This window comes from Lentzea californiensis (genome assembly GCF_024648825.1).
Classification (GTDB): domain Bacteria; phylum Actinomycetota; class Actinomycetes; order Mycobacteriales; family Pseudonocardiaceae; genus Lentzea; species Lentzea californiensis.
The window spans coordinates 1,522,065-1,538,603 of record NZ_JANBBE010000001.1; the positions used below are offsets into that span (position 1 = coordinate 1,522,065).

A 16,539-nucleotide genomic window follows, 5' to 3' on the forward strand; every position below is an offset into this window, starting at 1 on the left:
TACAGGGCAAGGGCTAGGCGATATGTCTCAGCGTGAGGTGGACGACTCGTCGTCGTATCCGTACGACGACGTGCCGAACCGGTTCGACATAGACGGGTACGGCTCCGGGCTGTTCGGTGGCCCCGGCGCGGACCTCTTCGGCCAGCACGAGATGCCGGAGGCGGTGCCGGAGCAACTGCCGTACACGACCGGTCCGCATCCGGTCTACAGCACTGGCGGCCAACCGGCGTACAGCACCGGTGCGCAGCCTCAAGTGCGTCCGGAGGAGAATGCTTCTGCGGACTCGGGTTCACTGGTGCGGCCTTACACACGCACCGGTGGACGCACACGACCCGACTACGACCTTGCTATCGAGGCGCTGATTTCGACCAGCGAAAAGGGCCTCGAACGGGATGCCGCAGTACTTCCCGAGCACAGGTCGATCTGCGGGCTGTGTGTGGACACGCGGTCGGTGGCCGAGGTCGCGGCACTCCTACGCTTGCCACTTGGCGTCGTGCGGGTGTTGATCGGCGACATGGCAAGCATGGGTTTGGTTTTGATTCACCAGGGCGGTCTGGTCGTGGGGGACCGGCCTTCCATGGAATTCCTGGAGAGGGTGCTCAGTGGGCTTCGCAAGCTCTAGTCCCCAGGGCGCCGAGGGCGCACGGAAGCCGACGACGTCTGCCAAGATCGTGGTGGCGGGTGGCTTCGGTGTGGGCAAAACGACGTTCGTCGGCTCGGTGTCCGAGATCGTCCCGTTGACCACCGAGGCGGTGATGACCGAGGCCAGCGCGGGGGTGGACGACCTCTCCGCCACGCCCAACAAGGTCACCACGACCGTCGCGATGGACTTCGGCCGTGTGTCGCTCGACAGCGATTTGATCCTGTACCTCTTCGGTACACCGGGTCAGCACCGGTTCTGGTTCATGTGGGACGACCTGGTACGCGGCGCCATCGGCGCCATCGTGCTGGTCGACACCCGCCGCCTGGCCGACGCGTTCGCCTCGATCGACTTCTTCGACGACCGGCAGCTGCCGTACGTCGTCGGCGTCAACTGCTTCGACGGCCTCCTCCACCACAGGCTGGAGGACGTGCGCGAAGCGCTGACGATCGACGAGTCGGTGCCGATCGTGACCTGCGACGCGCGCAACCGGCAGTCGACGAAGCAGACGCTCATCACGCTGGTGGAGCACGCGATGCGCCAGTGGATGTCCGTCCGCGCGGGCTGATACTCCTTCCGCCGGAGTACGACCGCACGCACAACTGAACGAGGCGAGCGCCACCTTCGGGTACGGCGCTCGCCTCGTCGTTGCGGTCTGATCAAGCTCGGTCGTCATCCGTTCAACCGGTCGTCCCTTCGCCGTTCTTCGCCGCTGCCGCCGTCAGCCGATGTACAGGCCGACACCTAGGCCGATGAAGAGCCCGTCGAGCAGACCGTGATGACCGTGGTGCCAGTCGTCATCCCAGTCGTCGTCGTCCCAGTCGTGCCAGTGGTGTCCGATGCCGATCCCGAGGCCGAGGCCGACCCCGATGTCGTCGATCCTGGGGGCGGTGTCCACCTGGACGTGGGCGGCGTTGTCGTCCTGCGTGATCGGGGCGGCCGCCGCCGTGCCGGACGAGAACGGCAAGGCGAAGGCCAGGGCTGTGAGGGTGGCGGCGACTTGGAGCGCCGGCCGTGTGCTGACCATTGTGGAGTCCTCCTAGGTCGATGGCGGACGTGTCTCGGGTACGTCCACGTCAATCGACGCTAGGTCGCGGCGCGCCCACTGAAGTGTGGTTGCGGACCCCCGAAGGGGGACGACGGACCGTCAGGCCTCGTCCACCAACGCCGCCGACGTGATGCGATGGAGTGGGAACCTGAGCACCTCTCCGTAGCTGTGGTCGTAGCCCTCCAGCACGCCACCCCCGACGACGTGCGGCTCGATCACGCGCTGTGCCGCCGTGCCGTGCGAGTCGACGAACCCGACGAGCACGCTGCGGCGCGCCCGTGCGGCCTGCTGGAGCAACGACAGGGTCGCGGACGGACCGGCGCCGAGGTGCCCGGGAACGGAGATCCGTTCACCCCGTGGTGTCGCGGCGGCACGATCACCGGCCCGGACCAGCCGGACGAGTTCACCCAACCGCTCGTCGGCGTGCACGGCGGGTGACACCGGTTTGCGGGCACTGCGCTGCCTCGGCGTGGTCCGGCGGCCGCCCGGCCGCAGGTCCAGGACCTGGCCGTCCGGGCCCTCCGCGGCCGGGGCGAACCCGGCCGAGCGCAGCCCGTCCAGCACCTCCGCCAGCGGCAACGGGCTGACCAGCACGGTCGGGGCGATCCGGCGCAGCTCCAGCCGTGTGGCCTCCGGGTGCGCGAGGACCTCGCTGATCAGCACCGGGTCGTCGCAGCGCAGGAACGAGCCCGCCGCCCCGCCGCGCAGCCTGCCGTGGCGGCGCGCGGCGTCGTCGATCAGGTACGTCAGCGACTGCGGGACGGGTGTGCGCGAGCGGGTCTTGAAGAGTTCCTGCAGCTCGTCGGCAGTGCGTCCGGCGTCGAAGGCGCGCCGGACGGTGGCCTCGCTGATCCGGTAGACCGTGGCGCCGCCGGCCGACTCGACGTTCGCGACCAGTGCCAGCTCGTCGGCGAGGTCCGGTTCCAGGCGGCCGGGGGCGACGACGGTGAGGTCGGCCTGCACCAGCACGTGGTCCAGCGGCGCGGGCAGGGCGTCGCCGAGGGACTTCGCGGCGTGGCCGGCACCCTCGTCGAGCAGCACGCGGCCCGCGCTGGTGATCGCGCCGAGGGCGAGCACGCCGACCGCGGTGCCCTCCTCGACCGTCCAGCGCACCAGTTCGTCGCGTTGCCTGCCGCCCCGGCGCGGTGCCCGCCAGCCGAGCACCGTGGCCAGGTCGGCCGCGGTCGAGAACGCGGTGCCCTTGGGGAACGCGCCGAGCGACTCCAGGATCCACCGCCGGTCGCGCGGGGCCTGCGCACGGCGGATCTCGTCCGCGAGCGGGTTGAAGAGCTTGTCCTTCTCGTCGCGGCGGCCGATCAGCGCGGGCAGCCGCGGCAGGTCGAGCCAGGCGTGCGCGAGCGTGGCCCAGCGGACCTCGGTGGTCGCGGCGAGCCACACGTCGGCCTTGGTCGTCGGCACCCACTCGGGTTCCGCGGCCTCGGTGTTCGCGGCCAGGTCCGCGCCGACCACGAGCTCGATCAGCAGCGCGGCGCGGCGTTCGTCGACGTCGAGGTCCTTGGCGGCCTTGCGCAGCTCGCGGACGCCCAGACCGCCCGTCCGCAGCACCGGCGCCGGTTCGGCAGACCAGCTCGCGATCAGGTTCTCGACGTGCCGGACGAGCTCCAGGGCCTCACCCGCACCGGTCGCGTCGACGCTGCTCTGCTGGAACGTGGTGGTCTTCGGCTTCGGCTCGGTGACCTGGATCGGGCCCAGGGGGCGGTCGCCGCGCAGTTCGAGGGCGATCTCCCGCGGCAGTTCGACCGTGCCGGGATCGCGCCGCAGCAGCAGACCGCGGGCGAGCAGCCGTTGCACGGGCGTCTCGGCCTTGTCGAGCGGCACGACGCGGGAGGCGTCCTTGGTGTCGCCGATGGGCGGTCCGGAGGCGAGCTTCTGCAGGACCCGCTGCTCGCCCTCGGTGATGCCGCCCAGGTCGTAGGTCTGCCCGGTCCCGCGGCCCAGGCCACCCGGATACGCGCCGAACGCCTCGCGCGTGAGCGGCGGGACCGACAGCGCGTCGTCGTCGCCCCAGGCGAGGGCGAGGGACCTCAGCCTCGCGACCGCCTGCTTGAGCGGACGGGGCTTCACGTCCGGACCGAGGATCTGCGCGAGTGTGGGCAACGCCACGGGCCCGGCGTCCGCACCCTGCACGACCAGGGCCTCGAGCACGGTCAGCGTGAAGGTGTCGAGGTCCTCGCAGGCACGCGCGATCGACGCCCTGGTGCCGACCCGTGTCGCGAGCACGGACATATCGGCAGGTGGGGGCGTTGCCAGATCGGGGCGCGCGCGCAGCAGCGCGACGAGAGCGACGTCGTCCTGGGCGCGCAGCCAGTCGGCGAGTGTGATGCCGGACATTCTCACCACGGTATATGGGTCGCCGGAGATGACATCGTGCTCTGTCACACTTGTGCCCGTCAGCAGGCACCACCGAGGAGGAGAACGTGGCGAAAGGACGCCCGGGACGGGTCGACCCGCACTGGCCGGAGGGTGCGGACGGCAGCCATCCCGTCACCGAACTGACCAGTGACCTGCAGGGTGCGCTCTCCCCGTTCGGCACGGTGACGTTCCCGCTGCCGCCGGAGGACCTCCCGTACAAGCACCCGGTGACCGAGATCAACAAGTCCTGACCTGATCGCACGCGGGGACCTTTCGTACCGCATGTCGGTACGAAAGGTCCCCGCGTGCGTTTGTCAGGGGCGGCTTAAAACTCGCCGAGTCGGGTGAGTACCGCAAAGGGCCCGGGGATAGGCTCGTTTCCCGCTTGAGCTGTACTTCGTGGGAGGACGACGATGCCGGTCCCCGGCCCTGGTTACTCGATCACCGTTCGTCTGGAGGCGCCGCCGTCAGCGAGCGCCGCGGGTGACCTCACTTCGGCCGTCGGCCGCGCCGGCGGTGTGATCACGGCGTTCGACGTCGTCGAGTCGCACAACGACCGCGTCGTCATCGACCTCACGTGCAACGCGCTGTCCGCCAACCACGCCAAGGACATCACCGACACGCTGGAGACGTTGCCCGGCATCGTCGTCCGCAAGGTGTCGGACCGCACGTTCCTCGTGCACCTCGGCGGCAAGATCGAGATCGCGTCCAAAGTGCCGCTGCGCAACCGTGACGACCTCTCCCGCGCGTACACGCCGGGTGTCGCCCGCGTCTGCGAGGCCATCGCCAAGAACCCGGACGACGCGCGCCGCCTGACCATCAAGCGCAACACCGTCGCCGTCGTCACCGACGGATCAGCCGTGCTCGGTCTCGGCAACCTCGGCCCCGCCGCCGCCCTGCCGGTGATGGAGGGCAAGGCCGCGCTGTTCAAGAAGTTCGCCGGCGTCGACGCCTGGCCGGTCTGCCTGGACACCCAGGACACCGAGGAGATCATCCGCGCGGTCGAGCTCATCGCTCCCGTGTACGGCGGCATCAACCTCGAGGACATCTCCGCGCCGCGCTGCTTCGAGATCGAGGCCCGCCTGCGCGAGAAGCTCGACATCCCGGTGTTCCACGACGACCAGCACGGCACCGCGATCGTCGTGGTGGCTGCTCTGCGCAACGCGCTGCGCGTCGTGAAGAAGGACATCAAGAACTGCCGCATCACGGTCTGCGGCGTCGGCGCCGCCGGTTCCGCGATCATCCGCCTGCTGCAGGCCCAGGAGCCCGGCGACATCATCGCCGTGGACGTCGACGGCATCGTGCACCGCGACCGCCCCGGCCTGGACTCGAACCTGAAGTCCATCGCCGCGACGACCAACAAGGGCAACGAGTCCGGCCGCCTGCACGACGCGCTGGTCGGCTCGGACGTGTTCATCGGCGTCTCCGCTCCCAACCTGTTCGGCGCGGACCAGGTCGCGACCATGGCGAAGGACGCCATCGTGTTCGCGCTGGCCAACCCGGACCCGGAGATCGACCCGATGGAGGCCCAGCAGCACGCCGCCGTCGTCGCGACCGGCCGTTCGGACTTCCCGAACCAGATCAACAACGTGCTGGCGTTCCCCGGCGTCTTCCGCGGCCTGCTGGACGCGCACGCCCGCACCATCACGGACGCGATGCTGCTGGCCGCCGCGCAGGCCATCGCCGACGTGGTGGACGGCGACCGGCTCAACGCGTCGTTCATCGTGCCGTCGGTCTTCGACAGCACCGTCGCCCCGGCCGTGGCAGAAGCGGTGCGCAAGGCAGCGACTTCCTAAGGGATTTCGGCACGGGCCGTTCACGCGGGTCAGGCATACGATCGCCGTATGACCAAGCAGTTCACCCACCTGGACTCCCAAGGCGCGGCCCGGATGGTCGACGTCTCCGGCAAGGAGCAGACCACCCGGACCGCCGTGGCCACAGGGGTCCTGCACACGACCGCCGAAGTGGTTGAGTTGCTGGGCGCCGACGGCCTGCCCAAGGGCGACGCCCTGGCGACGGCCCGGATCGCGGGCATCATGGCCGCGAAGCGCACCTCGGAACTCGTGCCGTTGTGCCACCCGATCTCGTTGTCGTCGGTGGTGGTGGACCTGGCGCTGGCACCATCTGCGGTGCTGATCACCGCCACCGTCCGCACCACCGACCGCACGGGCGTGGAGATGGAGGCCCTGACCGCGGTCTCCGTGGCCGGCCTGACGCTCCACGACATGGTGAAGTCGGTAGATCCCGCCGCGTCCCTGGACGCGGTGCGGGTGGAGCGCAAGGAAGGCGGCAAGTCCGGCCTGTGGGAACGCCCGTGAAGGCGGTGGTGATCACCGCGTCCAACCGCGCCGCCGCCGGCGTCTACGCCGATCGCAGCGGTCCTTTGATCGTCGAGTGGCTCGCCGGGCGCGGGTTCTCGGTTTCCTCACCGGTCGTGGTGCCGGATGGCGATCCGGTGCGCGAGGCCCTGGCCTCCGCGGTGTCCGCCGGCGCTGATCTGGTGGTGACGACCGGGGGTACCGGAATCAACCCGACCGACCGGACTCCCGAGGCGACCCGCGCGGTTCTGGACTACGAGGTGCCCGGGCTGGCCGATGTGATTCGAATGTCGGGGTGGCCACAGGTGCCCGGGTCGGTGTTGTCGCGTGGCGTCGCCGGGGTTGCCGGGCGGACGTTGATCGTGAACCTGCCCGGGTCGACCGGCGGGGTGCGGGACGGGCTGGAGGTGTTGTCGAGCGTGTTGGAACATGCGCTCGACCAACTGCGTGGAGGTGACCACAAATGAGCGTGGTGCTGCGGGCCGTCGTGACCGAGGAACCGTTGTCGGTGGAGGAGCACGCGGCCCTGGTCGGATCTGACCGGGCCGGTGCCGTGGTCACCTTTTCCGGTGTCGTGCGGGATCACGACGGTGGGCGGGCGGTGCTGGAGTTGGAGTACCACTCACACCCCTCGGCTTCCGATGTCGTGGCCGAGGTGGTTTCTTCCCTGGCCGCCAAGTACTCCGGGGTGCACGGGATCGCTGTCTCGCACCGGGTCGGGCCGTTGAAGATCGGGGATGTGGCGTTGGCCTGTGCTGTGGCCGCCGAGCATCGGGGGGAAGCGTTCTCCCTTTGTGCCGATCTGGTGGACGAGGTCAAGGCTCGGTTGCCTGTGTGGAAGAGGCAGGTCTTTCCTGGGGGCGAGGACGAGTGGGTCAACTGCCCCTGAGTCCTGAGTCCTGAGTCCTGAGTCTGGCCGTGCGGGTCGCCTTGCGAATGCCGGCGACGGTTCCAGCGAAGCGGGTGCGTTGAGACCGATCCTCTGCCTGATGGCCCGGCCTGCTTGCCGCCGCCCTGCCCGCCCGCTGTGGGCTTGCCCCACCCGGAAATGCAGGCAGGGATCTCACCGTCGGGGGGTAACGGTGAGATCCCTGGTCCTGTGTCAGCCCACGTCTACGGGCCGGCGTTCGTGCGGCCGATCAGATCGGTCCGAGCCTGGGCGGCTCAGACCAGGATCTTGTGGCCCGGGAAGATCAGGTCGGGGTTCGTGATGAAGCCCTTGTTCTTCTCCACGATGGCCTGGTAGCCGCCTGCGACCTTGTTGGCGTCCGCGATCTTCGACAGGGTGTCGCCTGCCTTGATCTCGTAGTTGCCGCTCGGGTTCGTCTTCGAACCCTCGAGCTGCACGACCGGTGCCTGCTGCACCGGAGCGGCGGCCTGGCGCTGCTGCGGCTGGGCCTGGCGCTGCTGCTGCGGGGCAGGGGTGGCCTTCTTGGGGGCCTGGCCGGTGTAGTTGCCCAGCTTGGCGCTGCAGGCAGGCCAGGCGCCGCGGCCCTGGCCGGCGAGCACGCGCTCGGCGACAGCGATCTGCTGCTCGCGCGAGGCGTTGGCCGGGTTGCCCTGGCCGCCGTAGCCGTTCCACGTCTGCTGGGTGAACTGCAGGCCGCCGTAGTACCCGTTGCCGGTGTTGGCGGCCCAGTTGCCACTGGCCTCGCACTGCGCGAGTGCGTCCCAGTCCATTCCGGGGGCGGCGTTGGCGGTGCCAACGGCCAGGCCCAGAGGGGCGCCGGCGATGATGCCGACAGCCGCGACCTTGGCGATAGTGCGAGCGGCGGAACTCTGCTTGCCCTTGTTGCCTCGGTTGAAAGCCATGTGCCTCTCGGTCCACCTCACCTGCGACCAGGAACTCGGGTTCGGGGCCCGGTGCGTTCCTGCGTCCCAGTCCGGCGGTATCTCTCGCTCGGGGTATGTGCCGGAGAACCCGCGGACTGGGTTCGGTGTTTCGGTCCTCCGGATGGTGCTGGTGGCTGGTTCGGGCCAGCCGAGGAGCGACCGTACGTAACCGCCGAGCCCCTCTCCAAATGTTTCGGCACGTGACGCGCATCACAGTAACGGTTTGGAACGTTGTGGGAAGCCTACAAAACAGCAGCTCAAAGGTGTCGTTATCGGTCCGTTTCCAATCTGAGATCGGCCGAGATCTATCACGGAAAGTGAGGCGTGCCTCACGCGTGTCGAGCCGTTCGGGGACCGCCGTCCACGGCCGAGCGGGGACTGTGGACCGCGTGCGGTCACGGCTGCCCGATGATGTCGTGATGGGCAGGGAGTCACGCCTGGAGGCGTTGCACCGCGCGTTGCGGGAGAAGGCCGGCCAGCCGGTGTTGTTCGGCGATCTCGTCCGCGCGGTCTGGGGTGACGAACCACCTGCGGGACCGCTGCCCGCGTTGCGCAGCCTCGTGCGCAGGCTGCGGCAGTCCGTCGAGGACGAGATCGTCACCGACGCGTCCGGCTACCGGCTCGTCGTGCGCCGGCCAGGCCCTGCCCAGCTGCCCGCGGACCTCCCGGACTTCGTCGGCCGCGAGGAGGAGCTCGCCGCACTGTCCTCGTCCGGCTCGCCGGTGCTCGCGATCACCGGCCCTCCCGGCGTCGGCAAGACGGCGCTCGCGGTCCGGCTCGCCCACCGCATCCGCGACCGGTTCCCCGACGGCCAGCTGCACGTCGACCTGCGCGGGTTCGCGACGGGACCGGCGGTCACCGTCGAGCAGGCGCTCGGCCGGTTCCTGCGCGCGCTCGGCGTGCCGCCCGCGAACGTCCCCGTGGACCTCGACGAGCAGATCGAGCTCTACCGGGCGAAGTTGCAGGGCCGGCGGGTGCTCGTGCTGCTCGACAACGCCACCGAACTGACCTCGCTCGTGCCGGATGTCGAGGGATGCACGGCCATCGTGACCAGCAGGAACGAGCTCCCGGGGCAGATCAGGCTCGACGTGCTGGGCGACGCGGAGGCCGCAGCGCTGCTCGATCGCATGAAGATCGACGGCTCGTCCGGTGACCGCACCGAGCTGATCCGGCTCTGCGCGCACCTGCCGCTGGCGCTGCGCATCGCGGGTGCGCACCTGGCCGACCAGCACCTGCCCGACTACCTCGCCGACCTGCGCGGCGACGGCAGGCTGGACGCGCTGGAGATCGAGGGCGACGCGGCGGTGCGGGCGGCGTTCGCGTTGTCCCGCAAGGCTTTGCCGGACGACGCACGCCACCTGTTCGGGCTTTTGAGCGTGCACCCCGGCACCGGCTTCGACGTCGAGGACACGGCCGTGCTCAGTGAAATGCTCGCTGAAGACACCGCCCGGCAGCTCGAGGTGCTGGTGCACGCGGGACTCGTGCAGCGGTCAGGGGAACGGTTCGCCCTGCACGACCTGATCCGGCTCTTCGCCGCGGAAAGCGCCGGCCCCGACGGACCTCCGGCGCTGCGGCGGCTGCTGTCCGCCTACCTGGCCACCGCACTGCGAGCCGTGGCGCTGGTCGCTCCCGCGATCACCAGGCTGCCGCAGCTGGAGCTCGACGTAGAAGGACTGAGCTTCGCCAGTGCCGACGAGGCGCATCGGTGGCTCGACGCGAAGCGCGCGGTCCTGGTGGCGGCGGCGCAGGTCGCGCCACATCCGTTCGCGAGCCGCCTGGCCGACGCGCTGCGCGGCTACCTCAACTCCGGTGGTTACCGGCTGGAACTCGGCGTGGTGCTGGACGCCGGCCTCAGGACAGCACGGGCGGCGGCCGACCTGGACGGGGAGGTGGCGATGCACAACGGGTTCGGCCACCTGCGCTGGGAGACGGGCGACTACGCCGGGGCCCTGAAGTCGTACGGTGCCGCGGCCGAACTCGCGACCTCGGACCTGATGAAGGGCACGTTGCTCAACAACATGGGGCTGGTGAAGCGGGATATCGGCGACCTCGACGGTGCGCTGGCGGATCTGCGGGAGGCGTTGCCGATCTCGCGTGCCCACCCGGCCCTCTACCTGACCGTGCTGCCCAACCTGGGCACCGTCCACGGCATGCGCGGCGAGCTGCGCAAGGCGGTCGAGCTCTTCGAGGAGACCGTGCTGTTGTCGGAGGAGCACGGATTCAAGATCAAGACCGCCGGTGCCCACGAGAACCTCGGCGTCGTCCACGTGGACCTGGGGGAGTACGAACAGGCGCGGCGGCACCTGGAGATCTCGCGCACCGCCTACGCGCGGATCAACATCGCGAAGCCGAACATGCTGATCATGCTCGCCGAGGTGGCCGGGCTGACCGGTGATCGCGAGAGGGCCAGGGCGCTGGCGTCCGAGGGGCTTGCGATGGCGCGCAAGGTGCACCAGGTCCGGATGGAGATCGACGCGATGGTCGTACTGGACGAGCTGGAGGCGGCGATCGAGCTGGCGAACCGGATCAACTTCCCGAGCGGGCGGCGCAAGGCGCAGCTGAAGCTCGCGAGGCACGACCGGACGGTCGCCGCCGAGCTGGTGCGAGACGTGCGGGACAACAACGACCTGCTGATGGAGTCCCCGGCGGTGCTCGCGCTGGCCGAGGCGACCGCCGACCCGGACCTGGCGAGGGAAGCCCTGGAGCTCGCGAAAGCACGCGAGCAGGGCGCTGTGGTGCGTCGTGCGGAGGCGTTCCTGGCCGCTCAGCCGCCCGCGAACGGCGGCAGCACGTCCAGCTGAGAACCGGCCGGCACGCGCACCGACGTGTCGCGCACCGCGACGCCGTCCAGCAGGAAGCTCGACGCCGCGAGGACCTTGCCGAGCTTCGAGCCGTGCCGTTCGCCGATGGTGCTGACCACGAGCGCCACGGTGGGCTCGGAGGCGTCGAGCTGCAGGTCCTCGTCGGCCACCCCGGCCGCGGCCCGCGCACCTGCGAAGTAGCGGATCTTCACGGCCGTCACTGTCATCCTCCGATGGAGCTCATGGGGCGGTCTGGCTGCGAGAAGCCCGCGTCGTTGATGCCGTGACCGGCCGCCTTGGCCCACATGGTGGCACGCCAGGCGTCGGCGATCGCGGCGTCGGGGGAGCCGTCGCGCAGCAGTGCGCGCAGGTCGGTCTCGCCCTGGCTGAACAGGCAGTTGCGGATCTGACCGTCCGAGGTGAGCCGGGTGCGGTCGCAGGCGGCGCAGAACGGCCTGGTCACCGACGCGATCACGCCGACGACCGCGGGGCCGCCGTCGACCAGCCAGCGTTCGGCCGGGGCACCGCCGCGCGGGACCTCCGACGGGGTCAGCGTGAACGCCGACGAGAGCATCGTGAGGATCTCATCGGCCGTGACCATGTTCGTGCGCGTCCAGCCGTGCTGCGCGTCGAGTGGCATCTGTTCGATGAACCGCAGCTGGTAGCCGTTCTCGACGCAGAACCGCAGCAGCGGGACCGCCTCGTCCTCGTTCATCCCGCGCATCAGCACGGAGTTGACCTTCACCGGCTCCAGTCCGGCCTCGCGGGCGGCGTCGAGGCCGTCCAGCACGTCCGTGATGCGGTCGCGCCTGGTCAGCGTCGCGAACCGGTCCGGGTCGAGGGTGTCGAGCGAGACGTTGATCCGGTTCAGGCCGGCGTCCTTCAACGACTGCGCGCGGCGCGACAGGCCGATGCCGTTCGAGGTCATCGACATGCGCGGTCGCGGTTCGAGCTCGGCCGTCGCGGCGATGACCTGCTCCAGGCCGCGGCGCAGCAACGGCTCACCGCCGGTGAACCTGATGTCGGTCACGCCCAGGTCGACCACGGCGATGCGCATGAGCCGGATCAGCTCGGCGTCCGTGAGCAGCTCGTCCTTCTGCAGCCAGTCGAGGCCCTCGGCGGGCATGCAGTAGGTGCAGCGCAGGTTGCAGCGGTCGGTCAGCGAGACCCGGAGGTCCTTCGCCACCCGCCCGAACCTGTCGACGAGCAGCGGCGAGTCCGGACGTGCGGACACGTCCGGCGTACCACGCACGATGGGTAGTCCCAACTCCACTGCTGTCACCTTGTTCAGCTTAATGAACAACTCCTTGTAGGTGACTCCACAAACGAGGTTTCTCACGTTCCGCCCGTTTGGAGCACTCTGACAACAAAATGTCTTAGCGGCTAAGATGTTCAACATGGAACCTGAGGTGCTGGAGAGGTTCACCTGGTACATGCGGGAGCAGAGCGCGCTCACCGTCATGTTCCACGCTCGGGTCGCCGAGCAGATGGGCCTGTCCGCGACGGACGAGAAGTGCCTCGATCTCGCCATGCGGGCGGACGGCCCGCTCACCGCGGGCCGGATCGCCGACCTGTCCGGTCTCTCCACCGGGGCCGTCACGGGCGTGATCGACCGCCTCGAGCGTGCCGGATATGTCCGTCGTGTCCGTGATCCTCACGACCGCCGCAAGGTCCTGGTCGAGGTCACGGTGGGCGACGTGGACAAGTTCGGTGAACCGTTCGAGAAGGCCCGCGACAGCATGGTCGAGGTCCTGGGCCACTTCGACGAAGACGAACTTCAGGTGATCGAGCGTTATCTCAAGCTCCAGACCGAGACGTTTCGCAAGCGCGTGATCGATACTTAGACCCATGTGGCACTACTTGATGGACATGGACGGCGTCCTCGTGCATGAGGAGCACCTGATCCCGGGAGCGGACGAGTTCGTCGCGGAGCTGCGGGCGTCGGAGACCCCGTTCCTCGTGCTCACGAACAACTCCATCTACACGCCACGGGACCTGCGTGCGCGCCTGCAGCGCACGGGCCTCGACATCCCCGAGAAGTCCATCTGGACGTCCGCGCTGGCCACGGCGAAGTTCCTCGACTCGCAGCGCCCGAACGGCTCGGCGTTTGTGATCGGTGAGGCCGGCCTCACCACGGCGCTGCACGAGATCGGCTACGTGCTGACCGACCGCGACCCGGACTACGTCGTGCTCGGCGAGACCCGCACCTACAGCTTCACCGCGATCACCAAGGCCATCCGCCTGGTCGAGGAGGGCGCGAAGTTCATCGCGACCAACCCCGACGCGACCGGTCCGTCGCGCGAGGGCTCGCTTCCCGCGACCGGCGCCGTGGCGGCGCTGATCGAGCGCGCCACCGGCCGTGAGCCGTATTACGTCGGCAAGCCGAACCCGTTGATGATGCGCTCGGCCCTGCGCACCCTGGGCTCGCACTCCGAGCAGGCGCTGATGATCGGCGACCGTATGGACACCGACGTGCGGTCGGGCCTGGAAGCGGGCCTGTCGACCATCCTCGTGCTGTCCGGGGTCTTCACCGCCGAGTCCGCCGAGATGTTCCCGTACCGGCCGACGCGCGTGCTGAAGTCGATCGCGGACCTCGTCGGTCACTCCGCGGACCCGTTCGGCGACTGGACCGGCTGACGTTCAGGCTCGCCTGAGACGCGCAAATCCCGTGGACGGACGAAGGCGGGGCATCGGGACGTGCTCCCGATGCCCCGCCCACGAAGCGGAGAAGGGTGGTCAGGGCGACTGCTCTGGCCCCTCGATCACCAGGCTTCGATCTCACCGAACTGCAGGTAGTGGTCGCCGAAGGAGTCCGCGCCGAACCCGGTCCCAATGATCTTGAGGTAGCGGGTTGCCGAGGTCGGGATCGGGAAAGACCGGCCAGGCTGTCCAGGAGTCGCGATGCCCGCTCCGGTTGCCACCGTGGTCCAGGTCTGACCGTCACCGGACACCTCGATGGTGACGTCGGACGGGAATCCGGAACGACCGTCGAGCTGGTCGGTCCTGGGCAGCAGGTCCACCCGGTCGACCGCGGTCGGTGCCGCGAGGTCGACGGTGACCGACTCGCTGCGGCCCGCGGGCCCGACACCGCTGGACCACCCGGCGGCGCCGTTGCCGGTGTAGACGCGGGTCCCGTCGGTGGCGTTGCTACGACCCCACCCTGGCAGCGCTTCGATCGAACTGGCCGAGGACACGGTCTTGCCGGTGGCCAAGCTCGCGCCGTAGGCCTCGATCTCGGCGAACTGCATGCGGTAGTGCCCGTTGTCGTCCGTGCTGAGGCTGGTGCCGGTGACCTTCAGGTAGCGGCCGGACTTCCCGGCCAGGCTGAATTCCTGAGCACCTGCGCCCGGCCTGCCGTAGCCGGTGCGGGTGACCGCGGTCGTCCAGTTCGTGCCGTCGCCGGACACTTCGATCGTGAAGTCACGCGGGAAGCCCGTACCGGTGGCGGCGCCATCGGATCGCGGGTAGAGGTCCACCCGGCTCAACGGCTGGGAACGCCCCAGATCGACCGTCAGCCACTCCGCGTGGTTCGCGGTGAGGCTGTTGTTGCTGCTCCAGCCCGCGGAATCCGAGGTGGTCGTCCGGACACCGTCGACCACCGCCGCCGTGCTCCAGGCCGGGATACCGCCGACGGTGCTGGAGGCGACGGCCGCCTTGCCCTGGGCCGAATTCGGGCCGTAGGCCTCGATCTCGGCGAACTGCATGCGGTAGTGCCCGTTGTCGTCCGTGCTGAGGCTGGTGCCGGTGACCTTCAGGTAGCGGCCGGACTTCCCGGCCAGGCTGAATTCCTGAGCACCTGCGCCCGGCCTGCCGTAGCCGGTGCGGGTGACCGCGGTCGTCCAGTTCGTGCCGTCGCCGGACACTTCGATCGTGAAGTCACGCGGGAAGCCCGTGCCCGTGGCGGCGCCATCGGATCGCGGGTAGAGGTCCACCCGGCTCAACGGCTGGGAACGCCCCAGGTCGACCGTCAGCCACTCCGCGTGGTTCGCGGCGAGGTTGTCGTTGCTGCTCCAGCCGGACGAAGCCGAGGTGGACGCCCGGACACCGTCGACCACCGCCGCCGTGCTCCAGGCCGGGATACCGCCGACGGTGCTGGAGGCGGTCACCACCCTGTTCTGCGCCAGGTTGGCGTTGGCCTGTTCGAGTTGCCGGATCCAGCCGGCGAGGTCGTCCACCCGCGACTCGGTGCTGCCCTTCCGGGTCTCGGTCACACCAAGGCAGCCGTGCTGCCACGAGGTGGAGTTGACGGCGACCAGCTCGACCCGACCGGCGGTCTCGCGGAAAGCCGGGCCGCCCGCGTCACCCTTGCAGGTGTCCGCACCGGCGGAGTTGGTGAGGGCGAGGGTGGTGTCGGCGACAGCCCCGGCGGTGAACTCGGTGACGGCGAGCCGGTCGGGCACCCAGTCGGTCGCGGTGCGGCCGTAGCCCGCGACGCGCAGGGTCTCCCCAGTGCTCGGCGCGGTGGTGCTCACCGGAATCGGGGCGATGTCGTTGATGGTCGTGTCGAGCCTGGCCAGCACCACGTTCCGGTCCGCGCGCGGCACGAGGGTGGTGACCTTGGCCACCCGGCCTGCGGTGCCCACGAGGTTGGTCCGCCCGATGGTGACGGTGGTGGGTTTCGCCGGAGCACCGGTCCGTTGGGCGTTCTCCGGGAAGCACGAGCGGGCGGTGATGACCCACTGCGGGTCGATCAGGGCGCCCGTGCACGCCCGGCCCTCGATCTCCACCTTCGCGACGAACTGGTACGTGCCGTCCGGAACGGGCGTACCACCCGAGCCGGCCTGAGCCGATCCGGTGACGAGCAGACCGCTCGCGAGCACGGCTGCCACCAAGGCGACGACTCTTCTATCTTGCTGTGACATTTTTTGAACCCTTGCGCGTTCGAGAGCGACGTCTAGTCGCTGAATAAATGAATCGACCGATCACCTGTTTTCTGGTTAGGCGAAAGAACGCAGTTCGACCAGGGCGGCCACACCCTCCTCAGGGTGGATGCTCTCACCAACCGGAGTCAGCTCACCGGACTTGATGGTGTATTCCCGCTTGACTTCCTGGCCATCGACCTGAGCGGTCAGCACGGCCTTGATCTTGAGGCTGCCTGCCTTGATGAAGTACGTCGAGGGGATTTCCAAAGCCAGATGCGCATCGCGGCCGGTGACCCTGAAGCAGGCGATGTGATCAGGCGTGGTGATGCTGTCGCTCTCGACGGTGAGCAGGTCGCCACCCACCGCGCAGTCCACCCAGTAAATCCTGCCGTCGCCCTTCTTCAAGGTCATGCCGATCGCCGCGGCAGCCTCCTTGTTCGGGTGCTCGAAGTCCTCTATGAGCGACGACTGCTCCGTCGGGCCGTCGGAGGCGGCACCCATGCTCTGCGCACTTGCCGTCGTCACCAGGATCGCGGCGGCACTCAACACGCCCACACAGGCAATGGTCAAAGACGAACGCATGAAAAAGAACCCCCAGTGCAGAAAAGGACACAAAACACGATAAAGCAAGATCAACAAAGGACTGTGCAACTGCGGAAGTGCA

15 protein-coding genes and 1 pseudogene are annotated in these 16,539 nt (G+C 69.1%); 9 read left to right on the forward strand and 7 right to left on the reverse strand.

Going from position 1 to position 16,539, the window contains the following annotated elements:
* Positions 1–22 precede the first annotated feature (22 nt).
* Together LX88_RS07905 and LX88_RS07910 are read left to right on the forward strand one after the other, a co-directional pair.
* Positions 23–622 (forward strand): DUF742 domain-containing protein, encoded by a 600-nt coding sequence (locus tag LX88_RS07905; protein ID WP_258947100.1) that lies wholly within the window; start codon positions 23–25, stop codon positions 620–622.
* A complete protein-coding gene (locus LX88_RS07910; RefSeq protein WP_093605474.1) occupies positions 603–1,208 on the forward strand; it encodes a GTP-binding protein in 606 nt (201 codons plus the stop codon). The genes LX88_RS07905 and LX88_RS07910 overlap by 20 nt, the downstream gene beginning before the upstream one ends.
* 153 nt (positions 1,209–1,361) lie before the next feature.
* On the opposite strand, the gene LX88_RS07915 is transcribed toward LX88_RS07910, so the two are convergent.
* The gene (locus LX88_RS07915) at positions 1,362–1,667 is read right to left on the reverse strand and encodes a hypothetical protein (protein ID WP_258947101.1); all 306 of its coding nucleotides are present in this window, start codon (positions 1,665–1,667) and stop codon (positions 1,362–1,364) included.
* Positions 1,668–1,787: 120 nt separating this feature from the next.
* Positions 1,788–4,040 carry a helicase-associated domain-containing protein gene (locus tag LX88_RS07920; protein ID WP_258947102.1) on the reverse strand — a complete coding sequence of 751 codons (2,253 nt, stop codon included), beginning with the start codon at positions 4,038–4,040 and terminating at the stop codon, positions 1,788–1,790.
* Positions 4,041–4,126: 86 nt separating this feature from the next.
* On the opposite strand from LX88_RS07920, the gene LX88_RS07925 reads away from it, so the two are divergent.
* The 4 genes and pseudogenes from LX88_RS07925 (at position 4,127) to LX88_RS44550 (ending at position 7,268) form a co-directional block, all read left to right on the forward strand.
* Positions 4,127–4,312: a hypothetical protein gene (locus LX88_RS07925; protein WP_258947103.1), complete on the forward strand. Its 186-nt coding sequence runs from the start codon at positions 4,127–4,129 to the stop codon at positions 4,310–4,312.
* Between the two features lie 162 nt (positions 4,313–4,474).
* Positions 4,475–5,857, forward strand: a complete 1,383-nt coding sequence (locus LX88_RS07930) for an NAD-dependent malic enzyme (protein ID WP_093605471.1) — start codon at positions 4,475–4,477, stop codon at positions 5,855–5,857.
* 48 nt (positions 5,858–5,905) lie between these two features.
* The gene (gene moaC / locus LX88_RS07935) at positions 5,906–6,379 is read left to right on the forward strand and encodes a cyclic pyranopterin monophosphate synthase MoaC (RefSeq protein ID WP_258947104.1); all 474 of its coding nucleotides are present in this window, start codon (positions 5,906–5,908) and stop codon (positions 6,377–6,379) included.
* Positions 6,376–7,268 (forward strand): annotated as a pseudogene (locus LX88_RS44550) (molybdenum cofactor biosynthesis protein MoaE). Before moaC ends, LX88_RS44550 begins: the two are co-directional and overlap by 4 nt.
* Before the next feature lie 275 nt (positions 7,269–7,543).
* Here the strand turns inward: LX88_RS44550 and LX88_RS07950 are convergent.
* Entirely contained in the window at positions 7,544–8,191 is a 648-nt protein-coding gene (locus LX88_RS07950) for a transglycosylase family protein (RefSeq protein ID WP_258947106.1), read from the reverse strand.
* Between the two features lie 410 nt (positions 8,192–8,601).
* Between LX88_RS07950 and LX88_RS44195 the strand changes: the two genes are divergently transcribed.
* Positions 8,602–11,013 carry a tetratricopeptide repeat protein gene (locus tag LX88_RS44195; RefSeq protein ID WP_258947107.1) on the forward strand — a complete coding sequence of 804 codons (2,412 nt, stop codon included), beginning with the start codon at positions 8,602–8,604 and terminating at the stop codon, positions 11,011–11,013.
* Here LX88_RS44195 and LX88_RS07960 read toward each other — a convergent pair.
* Complete coding sequence (locus LX88_RS07960; protein ID WP_090014830.1) at positions 10,977–11,240, reverse strand: MoaD/ThiS family protein; 264 nt, start codon at positions 11,238–11,240, stop codon at positions 10,977–10,979. The genes LX88_RS44195 and LX88_RS07960 overlap by 37 nt on opposite strands.
* A complete protein-coding gene (gene moaA / locus LX88_RS07965) occupies positions 11,237–12,295 on the reverse strand; it encodes a GTP 3',8-cyclase MoaA (RefSeq protein ID WP_258947108.1) in 1,059 nt (352 codons plus the stop codon). The genes LX88_RS07960 and moaA overlap by 4 nt, the downstream gene beginning before the upstream one ends.
* Before the next feature lie 115 nt (positions 12,296–12,410).
* Between moaA and LX88_RS07970 the strand changes: the two genes are divergently transcribed.
* Together LX88_RS07970 and LX88_RS07975 are read left to right on the forward strand one after the other, a co-directional pair.
* Complete coding sequence (locus LX88_RS07970) at positions 12,411–12,857, forward strand: MarR family winged helix-turn-helix transcriptional regulator (protein ID WP_258947109.1); 447 nt, start codon at positions 12,411–12,413, stop codon at positions 12,855–12,857.
* 4 nt (positions 12,858–12,861) lie between these two features.
* Positions 12,862–13,650, forward strand: a complete 789-nt coding sequence (locus LX88_RS07975) for an HAD-IIA family hydrolase (RefSeq protein ID WP_258947110.1) — start codon at positions 12,862–12,864, stop codon at positions 13,648–13,650.
* A gap of 125 nt (positions 13,651–13,775) precedes the next feature.
* Here the strand turns inward: LX88_RS07975 and LX88_RS07980 are convergent, their stop codons facing one another.
* Entirely contained in the window at positions 13,776–15,875 is a 2,100-nt protein-coding gene (locus LX88_RS07980; RefSeq protein ID WP_258947111.1) for a discoidin domain-containing protein, read from the reverse strand.
* 75 nt (positions 15,876–15,950) lie between these two features.
* Positions 15,951–16,511 (reverse strand): hypothetical protein, encoded by a 561-nt coding sequence (locus LX88_RS07985; RefSeq protein WP_258947112.1) that lies wholly within the window; start codon positions 16,509–16,511, stop codon positions 15,951–15,953.
* Positions 16,512–16,539 lie beyond the last annotated feature (28 nt).